23 protein-coding genes are annotated in these 21645 nt (G+C 60.8%); 7 read left to right on the top strand and 16 right to left on the bottom strand.

Features of this window, described 5'->3' with window-relative positions; genetic code table 11:
• Positions 1-13: 13 nt before the first annotated feature.
• The 3 genes from ACR0MM_RS15010 to ACR0MM_RS15020 form a co-directional block, all read right to left on the bottom strand.
• Complete coding sequence (locus ACR0MM_RS15010; RefSeq protein WP_170448467.1) at positions 14-733, bottom strand: helix-turn-helix transcriptional regulator; 720 nt, start codon at positions 731-733, stop codon at positions 14-16.
• Positions 734-1095: 362 nt separating this feature from the next.
• Entirely contained in the window at positions 1096-2382 is a 1287-nt protein-coding gene (gene ccrA / locus ACR0MM_RS15015; RefSeq protein ID WP_093963466.1) for a crotonyl-CoA carboxylase/reductase, read from the bottom strand.
• Between the two features lie 112 nt (positions 2383-2494).
• On the bottom strand, positions 2495-3880 hold the full coding sequence (locus tag ACR0MM_RS15020) for a 1-acyl-sn-glycerol-3-phosphate acyltransferase (protein ID WP_480697091.1): 1386 nt from the start codon (positions 3878-3880) through the stop codon (positions 2495-2497).
• Between the two features lie 146 nt (positions 3881-4026).
• Between ACR0MM_RS15020 and ACR0MM_RS15025 the strand changes: the two genes are divergently transcribed.
• The 3 genes from ACR0MM_RS15025 (at position 4027) to deoD (ending at position 7154) form a co-directional block, all read left to right on the top strand.
• A complete protein-coding gene (locus ACR0MM_RS15025) occupies positions 4027-5994 on the top strand; it encodes a protein meaA (RefSeq protein ID WP_170372227.1) in 1968 nt (655 codons plus the stop codon).
• Between the two features lie 114 nt (positions 5995-6108).
• Entirely contained in the window at positions 6109-6426 is a 318-nt protein-coding gene (locus tag ACR0MM_RS15030; RefSeq protein ID WP_170372229.1) for an H-NS histone family protein, read from the top strand.
• A 17-nt stretch (positions 6427-6443) separates the two neighbouring features.
• Complete coding sequence (gene deoD / locus ACR0MM_RS15035) at positions 6444-7154, top strand: purine-nucleoside phosphorylase (protein WP_480697093.1); 711 nt, start codon at positions 6444-6446, stop codon at positions 7152-7154.
• Between the two features lie 32 nt (positions 7155-7186).
• Here the strand turns inward: deoD and ACR0MM_RS15040 are convergent, their stop codons facing one another.
• The 11 genes from ACR0MM_RS15040 to ACR0MM_RS15090 form a co-directional block, all read right to left on the bottom strand.
• Positions 7187-8032: an urea carboxylase-associated family protein gene (locus ACR0MM_RS15040; RefSeq protein ID WP_480697095.1), complete on the bottom strand. Its 846-nt coding sequence runs from the start codon at positions 8030-8032 to the stop codon at positions 7187-7189.
• 316 nt (positions 8033-8348) lie between these two features.
• Positions 8349-8489: a hypothetical protein gene (locus ACR0MM_RS15045; RefSeq protein WP_170601283.1), complete on the bottom strand. Its 141-nt coding sequence runs from the start codon at positions 8487-8489 to the stop codon at positions 8349-8351.
• Between the two features lie 136 nt (positions 8490-8625).
• Positions 8626-9405 (bottom strand): succinate dehydrogenase iron-sulfur subunit, encoded by a 780-nt coding sequence (locus ACR0MM_RS15050; protein ID WP_170343321.1) that lies wholly within the window; start codon positions 9403-9405, stop codon positions 8626-8628.
• Positions 9406-9417: 12 nt separating this feature from the next.
• Complete coding sequence (sdhA, locus tag ACR0MM_RS15055) at positions 9418-11223, bottom strand: succinate dehydrogenase flavoprotein subunit (RefSeq protein WP_093963474.1); 1806 nt, start codon at positions 11221-11223, stop codon at positions 9418-9420.
• Positions 11224-11242: 19 nt separating this feature from the next.
• Entirely contained in the window at positions 11243-11614 is a 372-nt protein-coding gene (sdhD, locus tag ACR0MM_RS15060; protein WP_093963475.1) for a succinate dehydrogenase, hydrophobic membrane anchor protein, read from the bottom strand.
• A gap of 11 nt (positions 11615-11625) precedes the next feature.
• Positions 11626-12012, bottom strand: a complete 387-nt coding sequence (gene sdhC / locus ACR0MM_RS15065) for a succinate dehydrogenase, cytochrome b556 subunit (protein ID WP_170343324.1) — start codon at positions 12010-12012, stop codon at positions 11626-11628.
• A 215-nt stretch (positions 12013-12227) separates the two neighbouring features.
• Positions 12228-12890: a DUF1194 domain-containing protein gene (locus ACR0MM_RS15070; RefSeq protein ID WP_480697097.1), complete on the bottom strand. Its 663-nt coding sequence runs from the start codon at positions 12888-12890 to the stop codon at positions 12228-12230.
• A gap of 60 nt (positions 12891-12950) precedes the next feature.
• Positions 12951-13979 carry a MaoC family dehydratase gene (locus ACR0MM_RS15075; protein WP_480697099.1) on the bottom strand — a complete coding sequence of 343 codons (1029 nt, stop codon included), beginning with the start codon at positions 13977-13979 and terminating at the stop codon, positions 12951-12953.
• Entirely contained in the window at positions 13979-14185 is a 207-nt protein-coding gene (locus tag ACR0MM_RS15080; protein WP_170343327.1) for a DUF1737 domain-containing protein, read from the bottom strand. Before ACR0MM_RS15080 ends, ACR0MM_RS15075 begins: the two co-directional genes overlap by 1 nt.
• A gap of 12 nt (positions 14186-14197) precedes the next feature.
• Positions 14198-14752 (bottom strand): NnrU family protein, encoded by a 555-nt coding sequence (locus tag ACR0MM_RS15085; RefSeq protein WP_170343328.1) that lies wholly within the window; start codon positions 14750-14752, stop codon positions 14198-14200.
• A 6-nt stretch (positions 14753-14758) separates the two neighbouring features.
• On the bottom strand, positions 14759-15616 hold the full coding sequence (locus ACR0MM_RS15090) for an HpcH/HpaI aldolase/citrate lyase family protein (protein WP_480697101.1): 858 nt from the start codon (positions 15614-15616) through the stop codon (positions 14759-14761).
• A 168-nt stretch (positions 15617-15784) separates the two neighbouring features.
• Between ACR0MM_RS15090 and ACR0MM_RS15095 the strand changes: the two genes are divergently transcribed.
• The gene (locus ACR0MM_RS15095) at positions 15785-16090 is read left to right on the top strand and encodes a hypothetical protein (protein WP_480697103.1); all 306 of its coding nucleotides are present in this window, start codon (positions 15785-15787) and stop codon (positions 16088-16090) included.
• Between the two features lie 3 nt (positions 16091-16093).
• On the opposite strand, the gene ACR0MM_RS15100 is transcribed toward ACR0MM_RS15095, so the two are convergent.
• Entirely contained in the window at positions 16094-16849 is a 756-nt protein-coding gene (locus ACR0MM_RS15100) for a sulfite exporter TauE/SafE family protein (RefSeq protein ID WP_480697105.1), read from the bottom strand.
• A gap of 160 nt (positions 16850-17009) precedes the next feature.
• Here ACR0MM_RS15100 and mdh point away from each other — a divergent pair, with 160 nt between their 5' ends.
• On the top strand, positions 17010-17972 hold the full coding sequence (mdh, locus tag ACR0MM_RS15105) for a malate dehydrogenase (RefSeq protein ID WP_480697107.1): 963 nt from the start codon (positions 17010-17012) through the stop codon (positions 17970-17972).
• Positions 17973-18076: 104 nt separating this feature from the next.
• Here mdh and ACR0MM_RS15110 read toward each other — a convergent pair whose 3' ends face one another.
• Positions 18077-19069 carry a zinc transporter ZntB gene (locus ACR0MM_RS15110; RefSeq protein WP_480697109.1) on the bottom strand — a complete coding sequence of 331 codons (993 nt, stop codon included), beginning with the start codon at positions 19067-19069 and terminating at the stop codon, positions 18077-18079.
• Between the two features lie 372 nt (positions 19070-19441).
• Here ACR0MM_RS15110 and sucC point away from each other — a divergent pair, with 372 nt between their 5' ends.
• Together sucC and sucD are read left to right on the top strand one after the other, a co-directional pair.
• On the top strand, positions 19442-20635 hold the full coding sequence (gene sucC, locus ACR0MM_RS15115; RefSeq protein WP_093963486.1) for an ADP-forming succinate--CoA ligase subunit beta: 1194 nt from the start codon (positions 19442-19444) through the stop codon (positions 20633-20635).
• A gap of 84 nt (positions 20636-20719) precedes the next feature.
• On the top strand, positions 20720-21604 hold the full coding sequence (gene sucD / locus ACR0MM_RS15120) for a succinate--CoA ligase subunit alpha (RefSeq protein WP_480697111.1): 885 nt from the start codon (positions 20720-20722) through the stop codon (positions 21602-21604).
• Positions 21605-21645 lie beyond the last annotated feature (41 nt).

Raw genomic sequence — 21645 nt, forward strand, 5'->3', positions numbered from 1 at the left:
CCTCGTGCGGGTCTTAAACCACTATTAATCCTCTGCTGAGGGCAGTGGCGATGGCATGGGTTGTATTCAGAGCACCCAGCTTGGACCGGGCGCTTTCGATATAGACACGCAATGTGTGCTCGGAAATAGACAGGGAGTGCGCGACCTGCGCCCGGCTGTAGCCCAAGGCCAGAAGCGTCATCGCGTCGATCTCGCGCGGAGAGAGGCCGCGCGCGGATTCAGGTCTGCGGTCCTGCTCGAAATCCAAAGCTTTGCGGTTGAAGTAGTGGGCGAGCAGTATCAACTCGCGGCTGTAGGTCACGATGAAGGCTTCCCAAGCCTCGTCGCTGCAACTGTGATTGACCGTAAAAAGCGCGAACTGGCCATTTGGTCCACGAATTGGGATCGAATAGCCCTGATTGCCGACACCATGATCCAAAGCATCTTGCAGAAAGGCTTTGGCGACCTTGCCGGACCAGTTCAGAGATTTCCAGTTGACCGGATGAAACCGCTGGAAGCAGCCCAGGATTACGGGATCTATTCGGTGATAGTTGCGTTCACGGTATCGGTCGGCCCAGGCATCGGGATAGGTGGTGTAGCCATATTGATCGCCAGCGCCATCGACCCAGTGATAGACGATGTGATCGACCTTCAGTTTGTCCCTGATGCGGACAGCAACCGCACCCAGCTCGTCAAGCGTGCTGGTGTTTTCCAAATCCTCCAGGACTTGGCTCAAATCGAACTGTGTTCCCATTCGACGGCGCTTTTGCCTCATCGTTCAGGGACGCAATTTCGGCCGCTGCGATCAGCCTAGTGTCGTCAAGCTGCTCGGCCAGCGCGGTCAACCCATTCGCAACGGCGAAGGCGTTGAGGTCCGACAATACGTCCAGTATCCACTCATTTCGCGCCATCATGGTCTCTCCGAAACAGTTAACGAAGGGTTAACACAACCATAACATGTACGCTGTTTTCTTGCCTATTCACTGCTTTCTACTCCCCAAAAACAGCGGGTCCCGAATTTGCATGGCATTGAAAAACAATATCCCATCTTCTAAACGCAAAACGCCCGCGAACCGTCCAAACGATTCGCGGGCGCTTGCTTTCAAAGCGCGGTGATCAACCGCGGGCGTCCAGAACCTCTTCCAAGGTCCGCATGCCCGTACGCGGGGCCTGAACCAAGACAGACATGTTGCCCGGCTTGTGCTCGTTCCGCATCATTTTCATGTGCGCCTCGGGCAGTTCTTTCCAAGTGAACACTTCGGACATGCAGGGATCGAGACGCCGCTCCAGCATCAGCCGGTTTGCAGCAGACGCCTGCTTGAGGTGCGCGAAATGCGAACCCTGCAGACGCTTCTGGTGCATCCACATGTACCGAACGTCAAAGGTCAGGTTGTAGCCGGTGGTCCCGGCGCAGATCACGACCATGCCGCCTTTTTTGACGACAAAGGTCGAGACCGGGAAGGTACTTTCGCCGGGGTGTTCGAACACCATGTCGACATTGACGCCCTTGCCGGTGATGTCCCAGATCGCCTTGCCGAATTTGCGGGCTTCCTTGAACCACTCGGCATATTCGGGTGTGTTGACCGTGGGCAACTGGCCCCAGCAGTTGAAGTCTTTGCGGTTGATGACGCCCTTTGCGCCCAGCCCCATGACGAAGTCACGCTTGCTTTCGTCCGAGATCACGCCGATCGCATTGGCGCCCGCCGTGTTGATCAGCTGGATCGCGTAAGAGCCCAGACCACCCGACGCGCCCCAGACCAGAACGTTCTGGCCCGGCTTCAGATCATGCGGCTCGTGCCCGAACAGCATCCGATAGGCGGTGGCCAGCGTCAGCGTGTAGCAGGCGCTTTCTTCCCAGGTCAGGTGCTTGGGGCGCGGCATCAGCTGTTGTGCCTGCACATTGGTGAATTGCGCAAATGACCCATCGGGCGTTTCATAGCCCCAGATCCGTTGGCTGGGCGAATACATCGGGTCACCGCCGTTGCACTCTTCATCGTCGCCGTCGTCCTGGTTGCAATGGATCACGACCTCGTCGCCGACCTTCCAGCGTTTCACCTTGTCGCCCACCGCCCAGACGATGCCAGACGCATCCGAGCCCGCGATGTGATACGGGGCCTGGTGACCATCGAAGGGGCTGATCGGCTTGCCGAGCGAGGCCCAGACACCGTTGTAGTTGACGCCCGCCGCCATCACCAGAACCAGAACTTCGTGGCTGTCCAGCTTGGGAACATCGACCACTTCCAACTGCATCGCAGTGTCGGGCTCGCCGTGGCGCTCTTTGCGGATGGCCCATGCATACATCTGTTTTGGCACATATCCCATCGGAGGGATTTCACCCATCTCATAGAGGTCTTTTTCCGGTGCCTCGTAGGACGCGATGCCGCCGTCGGTGTCCAAAGCCATTGTGGCCTCCTCTGTCAAACATGTTCGCCGCGACGCAGAATCGCGTGCTTCATAGGCTGGAATATTGGCCAATGAGTAATTTTGCAACCCATTTTGGATCATTATTGAAATTTTATGACCCAGCGGCTGCAGAAATTTCTTTTGCAGCCGCAGAACCATCCGGGTCTTCGCTGATGGGCGCTGAGGCCGCATAATACTGCATCAGATCCAGCCGCTCGACCGATGGCGACAGCATACCGTTGTTTCTGCTCAGTATTCGCCGTTCGACCAGTTGTTCGATCGCTGGTGGGATGGCTTTAAGGTCTTCGTCCGTGGCGCCCTCCCGCCGCATCAGCTCGGCGATCCGTGACTGAACGTCAGATTCGGAGATGGTGCCGTTTTCGCGAACGAGCCAGCACGCGGCAGGCGCGGGGACCAAAGGAATCGCCTGGCCAATCCGGCGCATCAGCTCTCGAGCCAGGTCCGTCATCAGGTCCGGGCCGGCTTGTTCGCGGAACTCCTGCAGCGAAATGGGCAGGCCGTATCGAACCGAGGCAAGACCGAACCGTTTGTAACGCCCGATGATACGGCGCCATATCTGTTTCAGGCTCCACCTCGTAATCACGCCGATCCGCGCGCGGAACCGCCGTTCGCTGCCCAACGCGGCGGCGGTCAGAATCGTATCCTCCAGCACCCGGTCATAGTTCAGCGCAACCGGCACGAACACGACGTCGCGACCATCGGTACTGGTGCCGTCGATGATGTATTTCAGCAGTCCCAGTTTGGGTCGTCCCAAAGACCCGGTGAGGCTCAGACCGCCCTCGGGGAACATCGCCTGCGTCACACCAGCATTGGTGGCCAGGCGCACATAGCTGGCCAGAACCTGCCGGTAGAGCTCGCTGCCGGACTTGCGCCGGATGAAATAGGCCCCCATCGCGCGGATCAACCGGCTGAGCGGCCAGACCCGTGCCCACTCGCCCACCGCATAGGACAGCGCCGACTGTTGCGCGGCCAAATAGGTCACCAGAACATAATCCATGTTGCTCCGGTGATTCATCACAAAGACCACGGTTGCTTTGGGATCGATCTCCTTCAATGCGGCCTCGTCCTCGTGGCTGAGGCGGACATTGTAGAACGCGTTGCTCAACCATCGAGCCAACCGAATGGCAAAGCTGAAATACATGAAGGCCGAAAACGACGGGACGATTTCCCGGGCGTAGCGCCGGGCCTGCTCGAACGCGACCGCTTCGGGGATTCCATGTTCTTCGGCGTGGTGCTGAACAGCCTGACCAACCTGCGGGTCATAGATCAGGCGTTGGATCATGTCATGACGCTCGGCCAGTTTGAACGGCTGGATCGGCCGTTGCAGGCGCTGGTTCAACCGTTCAACAGCCCGTTCAAGCCGACGGCGAAAGAACCAGCGCACCGACGGGAACAGGAAATGCGAGGCAAAAGTGACCGCGGCAAACACCACGATCAGAACAAACAGCCAAATCGGTAACTCAACGGTCTGCGTCATGCCGGCACAGTGCCATCAAACCGCCGCGGTCACAATCGGCAGCACGCCTGACATGCCGCAACGCAGCGAATTGACATGTGCTGAAAATTGCGCTTTAGAACCCATGAGAGAAATATTGTTACCCATCGACGCATGAGGCTCTGACCATGACGCAGACGCAGAAAGACCGCCCCTGGCTCATCCGAACCTATGCCGGTCATTCCACGGCCAAGGCCTCGAACGCGCTGTACCGGTCAAATCTGGCCAAAGGGCAGACAGGCCTGTCGGTGGCCTTCGATCTGCCGACGCAGACCGGATACGATAGTGATCACACCCTGGCCCGGGGCGAGGTCGGCAAAGTCGGAGTTCCGGTCTGCCACCTCGGCGACATGCGGGTGCTGTTCGACCAGATCCCGCTGGAGCAGATGAACACCTCGATGACGATCAACGCCACAGCCCCCTGGCTGCTGGCGCTGTATATCGCGGTGGCCGAGGAACAAGGCGCCGATGTGTCCAAGCTGCAGGGCACGGTGCAGAATGACCTGATCAAGGAATACCTGAGCCGTGGAACCTATGTCTGCCCGCCCAAGCCCTCGCTCAAGATGATCGCGGACGTGGCCGAGTATTGTTATTCGAACGTGCCGAAATGGAACCCGATGAACGTGTGTTCCTACCACCTGCAAGAGGCCGGCGCGACGCCCGAGCAGGAGCTCGCCTATGCGCTGGCCACCGCCATCGCGGTTTTGGACGAGCTGCGCCCCCGCGTTCCGGCCGAGGATTTTCCGGCGCTGTGCGGCCGCATCTCGTTCTTCGTGAATGCGGGCATCCGGTTTGTCACCGAAATGTGCAAAATGCGGGCTTTCGTCGATCTTTGGGATGAAATCCTGCAACAGCGCTATGGCGTGGAAAACCCCAAGTTCCGCCGATTCCGCTATGGCGTTCAGGTCAACTCGCTGGGCCTGACCGAGCAGCAACCCGAAAACAACGTCTATCGCATCTTGATCGAGATGCTGGCCGTGACCCTGTCGAAAAAGGCACGCGCCCGGGCGGTGCAGCTGCCCGCCTGGAACGAGGCGCTGGGCCTGCCGCGCCCCTGGGACCAGCAATGGTCGATGCGGATGCAGCAGATCCTGGCCTATGAGACAGACCTGCTGGAATATGACGACTTGTTCGACGGCAACCCGGTGGTCGATGCCAAAGTCGAGGAACTGAAGCAGGGCGCCCGGGCCGAGCTGGCCAATCTGGAGTCGATGGGCGGTGCGGTTGCGGCGATCGACTACATGAAATCGCGGCTGGTGGATTCCAACGCCGAGCGGCTCAACCGGATCGAGCGCAATGAGACCATCGTCGTCGGCGTGAACCGCTGGACCGAGGGTGAACCCTCGCCGCTGCAGACCGAGGATGGCGGGATCATGGTCGTCGATCCGGCGGTCGAACAGGAACAGATCGATCGCCTGAACGACTGGCGTGCCGCCCGCGATGACGCCGCCGTGATCGCGGCGCTGGCCGATCTGCGCGCCGCCGCGCAATCGGGTGCCAACATCATGGAGCCCTCGATCGCCGCGGCCAAGGCCGGTGTCACCACCGGCGAATGGGCAGAAGAGATGCGCCGCGTCTTTGGCACCTATCGCGGCCCGACGGGCGTTTCGGGCTCGGTCTCGAACAAAACCGAAGGCTTGGACGACCTGCGCGCGGCCGTGGATGCAGTCAGCGACCGCCTGGGGCGTCGTCTGAAGTTCCTGGTCGGCAAGCCGGGGCTGGACGGCCATTCCAACGGCGCCGAGCAGATCGCTTTTCGCGCCCGCGATTGCGGCATGGACATCACATATGACGGCATACGGCTGACCCCCGAGGAAATCGTGGCTTCGGCCATCGAGCAGCAAGCCCATGTGATCGGCCTGTCGATCCTATCCGGCAGCCATCTGCCGCTGGTTCAGGAAGTGATGACACGCCTGCGAGAAGCGGGTCTGGATGATATTCCGGTTGTCGTCGGAGGCATCATCCCGGACGAAGACGCGGATCGTCTCAGATCAATGGGTGTTGCCAAGGTCTATACGCCCAAGAATTTCGAGCTGAATGCCATAATGGGGGATATCGTTTTGCTGGCCGATCCAAAAACGCTGGCCGCGGAATAATCGCCCAAAATTAATTCCATTGCCCATTTCGTTTAAAGAATGGCCATTGATTGGGATTCTCCGTAACGTTGCCTGATGAGTAAAAAATGAATCAGGTGGGTACGGAGAACGACAATGGGCATAAATCTGGAAAAGCTGTCGCGTAAGGAATTGCTTGAATTGCGCGATCAGGTCGACAAGGCGCTGGAAAACGCTGAGGCCAGAGAGCGTCAGGAAGCATTGGTGGCCGCTGAAAAAGCAGCTGCCGCTTACGGGTTTTCCTTGTCCGACCTGGCGTCTCAGCCCACGCGGTCCGGCAAGGGATCGAAAGCCAAAGCGAAATATCGCAATCCGGCCGATCCGGCGCAAACCTGGACGGGGCGTGGGCGAAAACCGAAATGGGTCCACGAAGCGCTGAAAGCCGGGGCAGATATTTCCGATCTGGAAATCTGAACGGGAAAAGTATCAAAATGACAATTCACATTGGCGCCGAAAAAGGCGAAATCGCCGAGACCGTGCTTTTGCCGGGTGATCCGTATCGTGCGAAATGGGCCGCCGAAACTTTTCTGAGCAATGTGCGGCAAATCAACGATGTCCGCGGGATGCTGGGTTTCACCGGCGAATGGAAAGGAAACCCGGTCACCATTCAGGGCAGCGGAATGGGAATGCCGTCGCTGTCCATTTACGTAAATGAACTGATCCGGGACTACGGTGCAAAAACCCTGATCCGCATCGGGTCTTGCGGCGGCATGCAGGAAAACGTGAAGGTCCGGGATGTTATCCTGGCCATGACGTCAACGACGCTCAGCACTCCGTCCCGGGGCATCATGAAAGAGCTCAACTTTGCGCCTTGTGCAGATTGGGACCTGCTGCAGGCCGCCGCCAAGGCAGCCGAGGCCAAGGGCACGGCAACCCATATCGGCGGCATCTACTCGTCTGACGTTTTCTATGACGAACGCCCCGACCTGAACGAACAGATGGTGCGTCACGGAATCCTGGGTGTCGAAATGGAGGCAGCCGAGCTCTATATCCTTGCCGCGCGGCACAAATGCCGGGCCTTGGCGGTTCTGACCGTGTCCGATCACCTTCTGACCGGCGAGGCTCTGCCCTCGTCCGAGCGCCAGAGCAGCTTTGGTGACATGGTGGAAATTGCGCTGCAGGCCGCCTTCCCGAACGCCTGACACAAACCGGCCCGGGTCACCACCCCCGGGCCTCAGCGCCCATGCGTACGGTCATAGCCATTGGGCGCTGGACTTTGCCATCCGCTCAGCGTGCGTTCGGCAGGTTCGAAAACCTCGACCAACAGCGGGTGACAGGCGGCGGTATCCGACGAGTGCTCGGACGAGCAATCCCCACCCGGACAGGCGCTGAGGTCACCCAGAAGGTCGATTTCCGCGAAGAACTCCAAGTAGTCACCCGGTCGAACCGGTGAAGCCTTCATGAAATACTGCCCCGTATCGCGGGTAAAGCCGGTGCACATGAATACGTTCAACACGTCGTGAACCAAACGCTCGGCTACCGGTATTTCCAGACCAGTATGGTCAGCCAGCGCCCGGGTCAGGTTGGAGTGGCAGCAATGATGGTACTGAGTTCCCGACAGCAGGTTTCCAGTATAGGGATCGCAACGCGTTCCGATCACGTCATGCACCGACCCGCCGTATTGATCGATTCCGTACCAGTCCAAGGTGTCCGCAACAATCGTGGCCAGCGGGCGCAGAAAGGGAAAGCTGGACCATAGCCGCTCGCCGGTCGTGACATGGGTGCCATGCAATGCACGCGTCTTGCCCGAATAGAAACGTTCGTTCAGGTCATGCAGGTTCCACAGGTTCAGGTCGCCGACCTGCGGGCCTTCGACCGAGGTGATCCGAAAGAAGTGTCCGGCCGGCACCTCAAAGCAACGGGCATCACGTGGCGGCACCAGAACTTCGGCTGTCTTTCGCGCGCTCTTTCGGGCGTCCAGCAGCAGGTCAAGGTCAACGCTGGGCAGGGTGTCATTTGGGTAGCAAATGACCGGAACGATCCCGCGGCGGGCGGCGGCATCCGAAGGAGGATTTGGCATTCTGCATCTTTCCGCTGTTTTGCGCAGATTGACCCAGAATGACCTTTGGGAAAACCCCGTTTCCCTCAGGTAAAAAGGCTTATTTCCGTTCGCATCGCGTGGGCTGCGTCTCGGAGACGGAAACCGCCCCGCAATACGCACAACTCCACGTGCCGGCTTGCCTGTGCTGCCGCCACCGGCAGTCCCGGGTCAAAGAAGACGTGCGTGAACGCCAGACGAAATAGGCGAACACGCCGGCGCCGAGCAGAAGCAGAAGAACAGGCATTCCCCTGCTTCGCGCAATATGCGCCGGGACTCAAGACTTGGCTTGGAAAACTCAGGCCGCGTTGGCGTATTCAAACAGCTCCGGCTCTGCATCTTTTGCAGGCTTGACCCGCTCAGGCTCATAATAGGCCCAGGCTTGCTCAAGATATTCCAAGGCTTTGGCTGCGTCTGTTTTTTTGGATTCGTTCTTCATCGGAGTGATCCTGTTTCCAATCCGTCACTCCTCCCCGATACCGAACATAGTCTTGGCCGGGGCGGCCCACATCCAATGATTTCGCATGTGGGCCATGCACTTGCCGCAACGCGGCAAGCACGTTGGTCGTCATCGGTCAAACTGCGCGTTCGACCATCATCTTCTTGATCTCGGCAATCGCCTTGGCCGGGTTCAGACCCTTGGGACAGGTCTTTGCGCAGTTCATGATCGTATGGCACCGATACAGCTTGAACGGATCCTCAAGCTGATCCAGACGCTCGCCCGTGGCCTCGTCGCGGCTGTCGATGATCCAGCGATAGGCGTGCAGCAGCGCGGCGGGGCCAAGGTACCGGTCGCCATTCCACCAATAGCTGGGGCACGAGGTCGAGCAGCTGGCGCACATGACGCATTCGTAAAGACCATCCAGTTTTTTTCGGTCTTCGATCGACTGCTTCCATTCTTTTGCAGGGCGGTTGGTCTTGGTCTCCAGCCACGGCATGATCGAAGCGTGCTGCGCATAGAAATGTGTCAGATCCGGGATCAGGTCCTTGACCACCGGCATGTGCGGCAGCGGGTAGATCTTCACGTCGCCCTTGATCTCGTCCATGCCGTAGATACAGGCCAACGTGTTGATCCCGTCGATGTTCATCGCGCAGGAACCGCAGATCCCCTCGCGGCACGACCGGCGGAAGGTCAGGGTCGGGTCGACCTTGTTCTTGATGTAGATCAGCGCATCCAGAACCATCGGCCCGCAATCGTCCATGTCGACGAAATAGGTGTCGACCCGAGGGTTTTGCCCGTCATCCGGATTCCAGCGGTAGATCTGGAACTTACGCACGTTGCTCGCGCCTTCCGGCTTCGGCCAGGTCTTGCCCGTCGTAATCCGGGAATTCGTAGGGAGGGTCAGTTGGACCATGTGTTCCTCTCCTCAGAATGTCCGCGCCTTGGGCGCGATCTTTTCAAGGCTGATACCGCCTTCAGCCTCGGTGCTCAGCGGATCGACGATGACCGGGCGATAGCTGAGTTCGACCTTGTTCCCGTCAACCCGGGACACGGTGTGAACACGCCAGTTTTCGTCATCGCGCTCGGTGAAGTCTTCATGTGCATGAGCGCCGCGGGATTCCTTCCGCGCTTCGGCGCCGACGATTGTGGCAAGCGCGTTGGGCATCAGGTTGGTCAGTTCCAGCGTCTCCATCAAGTCGCTGTTCCAGATCAGGCTGCGATCCGTGACCTTGATGTCCTCCATCTTGGCAGCGATTGCAGTCATCTTCTCGACCCCTTCGGCCAGGGTCTTGGCTGTCCGGAACACCGCAGCATCCGCCTGCATGGTTTTCTGCATCTCAAGCCGCAGATCGGCCGTCGGGATTGCGCCGCTGGCATTGCGCACCGCATCGAACCGATCAAACGCCTTGTCGACCGAGGCCTGGTTCAGGACCGGGTTGGGCGTTTCGGGGTCGACGACCTTGCCGGCCCGGATCGCCGCCGCACGGCCAAAGACCACGAGGTCGATCAATGAGTTCGACCCCAACCGGTTCGCTCCGTGAACCGACGCGCAACCGGCTTCGCCGACGGCCATCAGGCCGGGCACGACGGCGTTCGGATCGTCGGCGGTCGGGTTCAACACCTCGCCCCAATAGTTGGTCGGAATACCGCCCATGTTGTAGTGCACGGTCGGAAGAACCGGGATCGGTTCCTTGGTGACATCCACGCCGGCGAAGATCTTTGCGCTTTCCGAGATGCCCGGCAAACGCTCGTGCAGGGCTTCGGCCGGAAGATGGCTCAGGTTCAGGTGAATATGGTCGCCTTCGGGACCGACGCCGCGCCCTTCGCGGATTTCCATGGTCATCGAACGCGAGACATAGTCGCGCGGTGCGAGGTCCTTGTATTGGGGCGCGTAGCGCTCCATGAACCGTTCACCTTCCGAGTTGGTCAGATATCCGCCTTCGCCGCGGGCGCCTTCGGTGATCAGGCAGCCCGAGCCGTAGATGCCGGTCGGGTGAAACTGCACGAACTCCATGTCCTGCAAGGCCAGGCCGGCACGGGCCACCATGCCGCCGCCGTCGCCGGTGCAGGTGTGGGCCGAGGTCGCGCTGAAATAGGCGCGGCCGTAACCGCCCGTGGCCAGAACCACCATCTTGGCGTTGAAGACATGCATGGTGCCGTCGTCCAGCTTCCAGCAGACAACGCCTTGGCACTGGCCGTCTTCGGACATGATCAGGTCAATGGCGAAATATTCGATGTAGAATTCCGCATTGTTCTTCAGTGACTGCCCGTACAACGTGTGCAGGATCGCGTGACCGGTCCGGTCGGCAGCGGCACAGGTACGCTGAACTGCGGGGCCCTCACCGAATTCGGTCGTGTGGCCACCAAAGGGGCGCTGGTAGATCTTGCCTTCTTCGGTGCGCGAGAACGGCACACCGTAATGCTCCAACTCATAGACGGCCTTGGGTGCTTCGCGCGCCAGGTATTCCATCGCGTCGGTGTCGCCCAGCCAGTCCGAGCCCTTTACGGTGTCATACATGTGCCACTGCCAATGGTCGGGGCCCATGTTCGACAGCGACGCCGCAATGCCACCCTGCGCCGCAACAGTGTGCGAGCGGGTCGGAAAAACCTTGGTTACGCAAGCGGTGCGCAGACCTTGTTCGGCCATGCCCAGCGTGGCACGCAGACCGGCCCCACCGGCGCCGACCACGACCACGTCATATTCGTGCGTTTCGTATTCGTAAGCAGCCATTTCATTCAGCTCCGGGGTGTTAGAGGGCAATGCGGGCGACGGCGAAGATACCTGCGGCCGCGGCGCCATATGACAGACACTTCACGAGAATGATCAGAACCTTTTCCATTGTGCCGTGCACATAGTCCTCGATCATCACCTGGGCACCATCAGCGAAATGCTTGAACCCGACGGCCAGCGTCAGGGCCGCCACGATCGCCGGGAATGGTCGCGAGTAGTAGTCCAGCACCACGTCAAAGGGCTGTCCCAGCGTGGGGCCGAATGTGAAGACAAAAAGCGGGACAAGGATCAGCAGCGCAACCGAGCTGACCTTCATCGCCCAAAAATGTTCGGTGCCCGACTTGGCCGATCCCAGGCCTACGGCGCGTTTGCGGTCGGTAAGATAACGCATGTCAGCCTCCCTCAGGCAACGATCAACAGTGTCAGGAAAGTCAGCACGAACGAGCCGATCACAACCGCCCAGCCCAGCTTGTAGGCTGTCGGGATATCCAGTCCGATCGCGTTGTCCCAGATCAGGTGCCGGATGCCGGCAAGCGTGTGGTACCAAAGACCCCAAAGCGACAGTGCCATGACCAAGTCCCCGAGGAGCGACGTGATCACACCATTGGCGCGATCAAAGGCTTCGGGCGACGTGGCTGCGGCCAGGAACCACCAGACGATCAACAGCGCGGCCACCAACATGGCGTTGCCGGTGATCCGGGTCAGGATGGAAGTGACAGAGGTCAACTGCGGACGATAGATCGACAGATGCGGCGATAGCGGGCGGTTCCCCCGATTGACATCGGCCATGGCGGCTCCTTTTGAGGTTGGCTACCGAAGTTTTTACTCCATTTTGCGACCCTGTCACGCGCTGCGCGTGCAAAAAAGATCAAATCACCCGCAATTCGGCCGATAATTCGGAAACGTGATCACACAAAATATTCTCGTGATCACAAAATGCATTCCAACCCTCCAATGTTAGCGTTTTCAAGGGTCAAGCAATGTGATCACGAATCTTTCTGCGCTCAGCGCAGATCGGCAGTCTGCCGCGTGACTTCACGCAGAAGTTTTTTCCGGATCCGTTCGGGATAGTCCTTGAAACCGGCAGCCGATACGACGAAGGCCCCTTCGCCGACTATGACGTTTTCAAAGAAATAGGCCGTCAGGTCTGGTTCGCTCTCCTCGATCGCAATTGCGTTCACCGTAATCCCCTGACGGCGCAAAAGGTCCCGGATCTCGGTGGGTTCGACCCCTTCGTTCGAGACGCCGTCCCCCGAGATGTCAATCAGGTGACGCTTGCATTCGGGCACCTCGAGAAAGCTGTTCACGGTCATTTCCAGCGCCTCACCGATCGCGGTCGAAAAGTTCCGCCAGACACGCGGATCGGCAGACACTTTTGCGGCAAACGCATCCAGTGCGTCGAACCCGTCAATTTTGGTCCAGGGGATGGTGATCCGCTGCCGCGAGGTCCCGGTCCATTGCACCAGCATCAACCGGGCTTGGCCGCGCACCAGCGCCTCGGACACGACCGGATCGCGCAGTCCGGCCGCCAGGCCATCCATCTGGATGCGGTATTCCGAACTGTCGACCGAGCCGGACACATCCACGGCCAGCGCCAGCGCCAGATCGCAGGCCAGCGTCGGGCGGGCAAAGCAAAGTGCAGCAGCAAGGATACGCAGAAAAGACATGAGCCGAACCTAGCACGGTTCGGCCCGGTCGGAATCACAAGACTGTGGGGGTCAGCCGGCTCAGGTCGGCATCAGCGCCCAATAGTCCAGATCCAGCAGGACGTCGGGGCTGTATTTTCCATCCGGGCCGCGCAGCGCAAAGGGCTCGCCGCCCTTGGTCGCCACCAGTCGCAACCGGATCGCACCCACGCCGGGCACGCCGGTTTCGGCCTTGTCCAGCACTTCGGACCACGCCTTGATGGTGTCGCCCGCGAAACAAGGGTTGGCATGGGCCCCGCCGTTCAAACCGACGATCATCTGCGCATTGGCCAGCCCGTTGAACGACAGCGCGCGCGCCATCGAGATCACATGGCCGCCATAGATCAGCCGCCCATCGGGGCGGAAGGTCAGGTCAAAATGCACTTTGGCGGTGTTCTGCCACAGGCGGGTGGCCAGCATGTGTTCGGCCTCTTCCACGGTCACGCCGTCGACATGGTCGATGGTTTCGCCGATCTGGTAGTCTCCCCAGCGGTGCGGTTCACCGGCCAGAGCAAAGTCGTATTTGCTGAAATCCAGCCCGCCCGGCACCACGAGGTCGCCGGGTTCCAGCGCTTTTTTCAGGTCCGGCAGCACGGTTTCGGGCGCCGGCACATCAAGGTTCGATTTCCGCACCATCACCCAGCGCACGTATTCGATGACCACCTCGTCGCGCTGGTTCAGCCCGCGCGTGCGCACCCAGACCACCCCGGTCTTGCCGTTCGAATTCTGCTTGAGGCCGATGACCTCGGATTCCGACCGCAAGGTGTCACCGGGATAGACCGGCTGCAGCCAGCGACCCTCGGCATAGCCCAGATTGGCGACCGCGTTCAGCGAGATGTCCGGCACCGTCTTGCCGAACACCACATGGAACGCCGCCAGATCGTCGATCGGGCTTTGCGGCAGGCCGCAGCTCCGGGCGAACTCGTCCGAGGAATAGAGCGCGTGGCGCGCGGGATAGAGCGCATGATAGAGCGCGCGCTCGCCCACCGTCACGGTGCGCGGCACCGCGTGGTGCAGCACCTGCCCGATGGAGTAATCCTCGAAAAAGCGGCCCGAATTGGTCTTTGCCATTATTGCTGTCCCAGTTTCATGTCGGGGGAATAGTCGGCCGCGACCTCCTTGGTCACAGCCTGCGCACAGCGCATCTTGCTGGTGGACGGGTCGAACGCATAAGCCGGAGAGCCGTGCAGCTCCCACCCTTTGGCCAGCGCCTCGGACACCTTATGGCAGAAGTCCGAGGTATCCTCTTCAGTCAGCAGTCGATAAAGTTTTGCCATCACATCACCTGCCTAGCCCGGGAACGGAGACGGGCCGACCAGCCCATGAATGTAGCCGATGATGCCCAGCAGCACGATCGAGGCCACGAAGAACATCGCGTCCTTGCCCAGCGTTCCGGGCTCGCCCGGGGTCCAGTCGGGCTCGGACTTGTTGATGACGATCACTTCGACCACGGCCCAAGCCAACAGGCCGCCGAACAGGATGATCGACGCCAGATCACCATTGACCAGCAGATGCGCAAAGGCCCAGAGCTTGAACCCGCCCAGCATCGGGTGACGCACCTTGTTCAGCAGTCGGCCCTTGGTTCCGGCAGGGCTCATCATCCAGATGGCGATCAGCACCAGCAGGTTGTTGATGTGAATCATGAAGCTGGGCGGTGCCCAGACATGGATGAAATCGGTCATGCGATAGCCGAAGATCATCAGCAGGATCGACACGACCAGCGCGCCCGCGACGGCGCCCTTTCCGGCATCGCCCATGGCCGCGCGGCGCGCGGGCATCAGGCGTTTGAACAGATGCGCGGCCCACCAAAGCGCCACACCGAGAATGAGAAGAACGAAGCCCATGCTGGCTTACCCCGCTTGCAAAGCTGATATCGCCTCTGCTTTTGCCAGAATTTCGCGGGCAGTTACAACGTGCAGGTTTTCCACGATCTTGCCATCGACCACGGCAACGCCTTGCCCCTTGGCCTCGACCTCTTCGAAAGCGGCGATCTGTCGGCGGGCCAGGTCGATCTCGGCCTCTGAGGGAGCGAAGGCGGTGTTGGCGGTCTCGACCTGCGCGGGGTGGATCAGGGTCTTGCCGTCAAAGCCCATGTCGCGGCCCTGCGCACATTCGACAGCCAGACCTTCGGTATCCTTGAAGGCGTTGTAGACGCCATCGACGATCACCAGCCCCTCGGCCTTGGCGGCCAGCAGGCACAGGCCAAGCGAGGTCATCAGCGGCAGGCGGTCAGGGCGGAAGCGGGTCTGCAATTCTTTCGCCAGATCATTGGTGCCCAAGACAAAACCCGCCATCAGCGGATGCGCCGCGATCTCGGCCGCGTTCAGCATCCCGCGCGGGGTTTCCATCATCGCCCAGATCGGCAGGTCGCCGGTGATCGCGGCCAGCGCATCCACGTCGGCGGCCGAGTTGACCTTGGGCAGCAGCACCACGTCGGCATCCATCTCGCGTACGGCCTCGGCATCGGCACGGCCCCAGTCGGTGTCCAGACCGTTGATTCGAACGATCTGGACGCGTGGGCCGTATCCGCCCGTCGCCAGCGCGGCCTTGAGCGTTTCGCGTGCGTTCTCTTTTTCATCGGCGGCAACCGCGTCCTCCAGATCGAAAATGATGGCATCGACCGGCAGCGTGCACGCCTTGTCGAGCGCCCGTTCCTTGGAGCCGGGAATGTAAAGAACGGATCGGTAGGGGCGCTGGCGGGGGTCCATGGGAACCTCTCGTTGAAATAAAGTTGCGCAGAATGGGGCATTTTTTACCGGAAACTTCAAGGCCAAAATCGCCGCATTGCAGCATGTGACGCAACGCGCGGTGGTTTTACAGCAATTGCAGAGGGTTCCGGCAGCCTTGGTCCGGACAATAGGCAAAGGGGGCCGGAGATGAACCAGCGGTTGTTTCAGATGACGATGGGGCTGGGTATCATGGTGCTGGCGGCACAGCAGGTACAGGCGCAGACGCCGAACTGTGCGCCCCGGCCGGACGTGCTGCAGCGGTTGGCCGAGACCTATGGCGAGACCCGGCGCGGCATCGGCATGGCGCAACAGGGGGCGGTGATGGAGGTCTTTGCCTCGGACGAAACCGGCACCTGGACGATCACCGTGACCCTGCCCAACGGGCTGACCTGTCTGGTGGCCGCGGGCGAAGGCTATGAGACGCTGGCCGAAGCTCTGCCGCCGAACACCTGAGGATCAGGTCAGCGCGTCCCAGATCAGCTTTGACCCGGTCAGGGTCAGCAGCACATAGGCAATGCCGAAAAAAAGCCGCTCGGACATCATCCAGTGGGCGCGAACGCCCAGCCAGGCGCCGAGGATGGCGAAGGGGGTCAGCAGCAGGTCGACCCAGGCGGTCTGCAGGGTGAACATGCCCAGATAGGCGTAGGGGACGAACTTGGCGATGTTTATAACCCAGAAGACCAGCACGGTGGTGGCCTGGAACTCGGTCTTCGTCAGGCGTTGCGACAGCAGGTAGACGGCGGCGGGCGGGCCGCCGGCGTGGCTGACGAAGCTGGTGAACCCGGCGACCAGCCCCGCGAACAGCCCGGCCGGGAGCGGCAGGCGGTTGGCGAAACCGCGCACCCAACCGCGGGATTGCGCCACATGCCAGACCACGAAGCCCACCGAGATTCCGCCGATCAGCAGGCGCAGTAGGTCTTCGTCGGTCGCCCGGTACAGTAGCGCGCCCAGCGCCACGCCCGGCACCGCCCCCAGCATCAGCAGACGCGCGTCGGGCCAGCTCCAGCGTTTCCAGTAGGGGCGCAGGGTGGCCAGGTCGATCACCATCAGGATCGGCAACATCAGCGCTAGCGCCTGCCCCGGATCAAGGATCAACGCCAGAATCGACGACGACGCAAAAGCCACGCCCGAGCCGAAGCCGCCCTTGGAAATGCCCGCAAAGATCACGGCCGGGATCGCCACGACAAAAAACATCAGGTTCAATTCAACCATGCGGCGGCCCCGAAACGGCTTGTCCTGCGGGTGGTTTAGCGCAACCGGCGGGGGGCAGGCAAACGGTATGCGGTCGCATGCCGCGCCGCAGAACCCTTGCGCAACGGCGTTTTAGCGACTAGCAAAACCGCGATTTCAAAACCGACCGGAGACAATCCAAATGGCCAGACCCAAGATCGCGCTGATCGGCGCAGGTCAGATCGGGGGCACGCTTGCCCACCTCGCAGCAATGAAGGAACTGGGGGATGTCGTTCTGTTCGACATCGCCGAGGGCATCCCGGAAGGCAAGGCGCTGGACATCGCCGAATCCGGCCCGTCCGAGGGCTTTGACGCCAAGCTGAAGGGCACCCAATCCTACGAGGACATCGCCGGTGCCGATGTCTGCATCGTGACCGCCGGCGTGCCGCGCAAGCCGGGCATGAGCCGCGATGACCTGCTGGGCATCAACCTGAAGGTCATGAAGTCGGTCGGTGAGGGCATCGCCGCCAATGCACCCGACGCCTTCGTCATCTGCATCACCAACCCGCTGGACGCGATGGTCTGGGCGCTGCGCGAATTCTCGGGCCTGCCCCACAACAAGGTCTGCGGCATGGCCGGCGTGCTGGACTCGGCCCGTTTCCGCCACTTCCTGGCCGAAGAGTTCGACGTATCGATGAAAGACGTCACCGCCTTTGTTCTGGGCGGCCATGGCGACACGATGGTACCGTCGGTTCGTTATTCGACCGTTGCGGGCATCCCGCTGCCCGATCTGGTCAAGATGGGCTGGACCACGCAGGAGAAGCTGGACGCCATCGTACAGCGCACCCGTGACGGCGGCGCCGAGATCGTCGGCCTGCTGAAGACCGGATCGGCCTACTACGCGCCTGCAACCTCGGCGATCGAGATGGCCGAAGCCTATCTGAAAGACCAGAAGCGCGTTCTGCCCTGCGCCGCCTATTGCGATGGCGAGTTGGGCGTGAAGGGCATGTATGTGGGCGTCCCGACCGTGATCGGCGCCGGCGGCATCGAAAAGGTCGTCAACATCCAGCTCAATGACGAAGAGCAGGCCGGTTTCGACAACTCGGTCAACGCCGTAAAAGGTCTGATCGAGGCCTGCAAGGGCATCGACAGCTCATTGGCCTGATACATTGATCGGATCTTTGGACCCCACCAAATATCCGGCCAAACGCATGACACCCTGCCCCGCTGGTTCCAACCGGTGGGGCATTTCTTTTTTGCCCTCGAGTTCTATCGGAACATCCCAAGCCACCTGGCTACTCCCAGAAGCATCCCGCCAAGTGCGACCAGCAAGGCGCAAACGACCCAGAACGCATGCGGACTTTCGGCGCCGGGAATGCCGCCGACATTGATCCCCAGAACACCCGCCACTAGCCCCAACGGCAGAAAGACAGCGCTGACCACTGACAGCACGAGCATACGGTTGTTCATACGTTCGGCCCGTTCATCCATCAGCTGATCGTGTATGATCTGAACCCGTTCCCGCACGGCCGCCAAATCCTCGCCGATCCGGTAGATGCGCTCCGAGGCTTCGCGCAACCGCGACCGGTCGTGAGCCTGCAGCCACGGCACGTCTTCGATCTCGAGCGTCGTCAGCGCGTCGCGCTGAGGGACCAGATACCGGCGCAGCACGATGGAGGACCTGCGGATCGCCGCCAGCTCGGCCCGGGAAATCTCGGCATTCGCCTCGAGAAGCGCCTCCTCGAGGTCATCCACACGTTCGTTCAGATCAGTGATCGAAGGTTCGGCCCTATCTGCCAGCCGCAAGGCCAAGCGCGCGACGAAGTCACCCGGCGACTTCGGTGCCTGCCCGCGGTCGATGGCCGCCAGCATGTCCGCAACCGCATCCAAGGGGCGGCGCCAGACACCGATGATCTTGTTCTCCGTCAACCACAGCCTGACCGAGATCATGTCCTCGGGCGGTTGCCCTTCTTGCAGGTTCACTCCGCGCAGGTTCAGGATTACGCCATCGCCATGGACGGTACAGCGGGGCCGGGTCTCGTCCGCCGTCAGAGCGTCGATCACGAACTCATCAAGCCCGCCGGCGCGTAGAAGCGGAGCCGTGCCTGGCGCTTCCAGCCTCAGGTGTTGCCAAGCGAACTGCCCCTCCGATCCAGCCGGTATCCAGCTGGCAAATTCATCGGCGTCCAGTGATACGGCTTTGCCGGATCCGTCGAAGATCCAGGTCATGACATCGGGGAAATCTGGGTTCGGCACTGTCATCTGCTCGGAGCTTGTTCATGTTTGACCTGCCCGACCCAACCGGACCCGCACAGGCCCGGTCAGACTAGCCAGCCTGCGAGAATGCGCCAAGCCCCGAAGGCCTGGCAGGTCCGGTCCCGCCGCTTCGAACGCGACCGGAAATGTTGGCGCAAACGGGGTGCGAACACGGTCTTCGAATATGTTTTCAAAGCCTATTCTGACTCGCTCGAATCATTTTTTGGCACCGGTTTGTTTGTGATCACACCCCGAAAATGTGTGATCACAAATGCTGAAAATCTTCGGCAAATAGCGCGATCGCAGCAGAAAACCCTTTAATTTTTGCCGCTAGACACCCCTATAACGATCTAATCGCAGTCAGACGGGACAGTTTCGATGAACATTCACGAATATCAGGCCAAGGCTCTTCTTCGCAGCTATGGCGCTCCGGTCTCCGACGGACGTGCAGTTCTGCGCGCCGAGGAAGCCAAAACAGCCGCCGGTGAACTGGACGGCCCCCTTTGGGTGGTCAAGGCACAGATCCACGCGGGCGGCCGCGGCAAAGGTCACTTCAAAGAAGCCGATGCCGGTGAAAAAGGCGGTGTCCGTCTGACCAAATCGGTGGAAGAAGCCGCCGAAGAAGCCAAGAAGATGCTGGGCCGCACGCTGGTCACCCACCAGACCGGCCCCGTAGGCAAGCAGGTCAACCGCGTGTACATCGAGGCCGGTTCGGGCATCGAGCGCGAGCTGTACCTGGCCCTGCTGGTGGACCGCCAGACCAGCCGCATCTCGTTCGTGTGCTCGACCGAAGGCGGCATGGACATCGAAGAAGTAGCCGCAGCGACACCCGAGAAAATCCTGTCCTTCTCGGTTGACCCGGCCACTGGGTACCAGCCGTATCACGGCCGCCGCATCGCGTTCTCGCTGGGTCTGGAAGGGGCGCAGGTCAAGCAATGCGTGCGCCTGATGGGCATCCTCTACAAAGCCTTCGTCGAGAAGGACATGGAGATGCTGGAGATCAACCCGCTGATCGTGGCCGAAGGCGGCGACCTCAAGGTGCTGGACGCCAAGCTGAGCTTTGACGGCAACGCGGTCTACCGCCACCCCGACATCGCCGAACTGCGCGACACCACTGAGGAAGACCCCAAGGAGCTGGAAGCCAGCAAATACGACCTGAACTACATCGCGCTGGACGGCGAGATCGGCTGCATGGTCAACGGCGCGGGTCTGGCGATGGCGACGATGGACATCATCAAGCTGTACGGTGCCGAGCCTGCCAACTTCCTCGACGTCGGCGGCGGCGCCACCAAAGAGAAAGTGACCGAGGCGTTCAAGATCATCACCAGCGACCCGAATGTCAAAGGCATCCTGGTCAACATATTCGGCGGCATCATGCGCTGTGACGTCATCGCCGAGGGCGTAGTCGCCGCAGTGAAAGAGGTTGGCCTGCAGGTTCCGCTGGTCGTGCGTCTGGAAGGCACGAATGTCGAGAAAGGCAAAGAGATCATCAACACCTCTGGCCTGGACGTGATCGCGGCGGACAACCTGAAAGACGGTGCCGAGAAGATCGTGAAGGCAGTCAAAGGCTGAACCCGATAAATCAGGGCGGGTCGCGGCCCGCCATTCCGATGAATGCTGGCGGGTCAGATCCCGCCGAAAACAGGAGAACGCCAAATGGCAGTCCTCATCGACGAAAATACCAAAGTGATCTGTCAGGGCTTTACCGGCTCGCAGGGCACATTCCACTCTGAACAGGCCATCGCCTATGGCACCAAGATGGTCGGCGGTGTGACCCCGGGCAAAGGCGGGATGACCCATCTCGACCTGCCCGTGTTCAACTCGGTCCACGAAGCCAAGCACGTGACCGAAGCCAACGCCACCGTGATCTATGTGCCGCCTCCGTTTGCCGCGGATTCGATCCTCGAAGCCATCGACGCCGAGATGGAAGTGATCGTCTGCATCACCGAAGGCATCCCGGTTCTGGACATGATGAAGGTGAAGCGCGCGCTGGAAGGCAGCAAATCGCGCCTGATCGGCCCGAACTGTCCCGGCGTCATCACGCCCGACGCCTGCAAAATCGGCATCATGCCCGGCCACATCCACAAGCGCGGCTCGGTCGGCGTCGTGTCGCGTTCCGGCACCCTGACCTATGAGGCGGTCAAGCAGACCACCGATGTGGGTCTGGGCCAGTCCACCTGCGTGGGCATAGGCGGCGACCCGATCAAAGGCACCGAGCATATCGACGTGCTGGAATGGTTCCTGGCCGATGACGAGACCGAGTCGATCATCATGATCGGCGAGATCGGCGGCTCGGCCGAGGAAGAAGCCGCGCAGTTCCTGGCGGATGAGGCCAAGAGGGGCCGCAAGAAGCCCGTTGCCGGTTTCATCGCCGGCCGCACGGCGCCTCCGGGCCGCCGCATGGGCCACGCGGGCGCGATTGTTGCCGGCGGCAAAGGAGGTGCCGAGGACAAGATCGAAGCCATGCGCAGCGCCGGCATCGTCGTGGCCGAAAGCCCGGCGCAGCTGGGTGAGGCTGTGCTGGAAGCAATCGGCAAGTAAACCGCCGGCCCCTTGCGTGGGCTGGCCTCAGCGGAGCGAAA

This window comes from Ruegeria sp. BC6, from assembly GCF_056539185.1.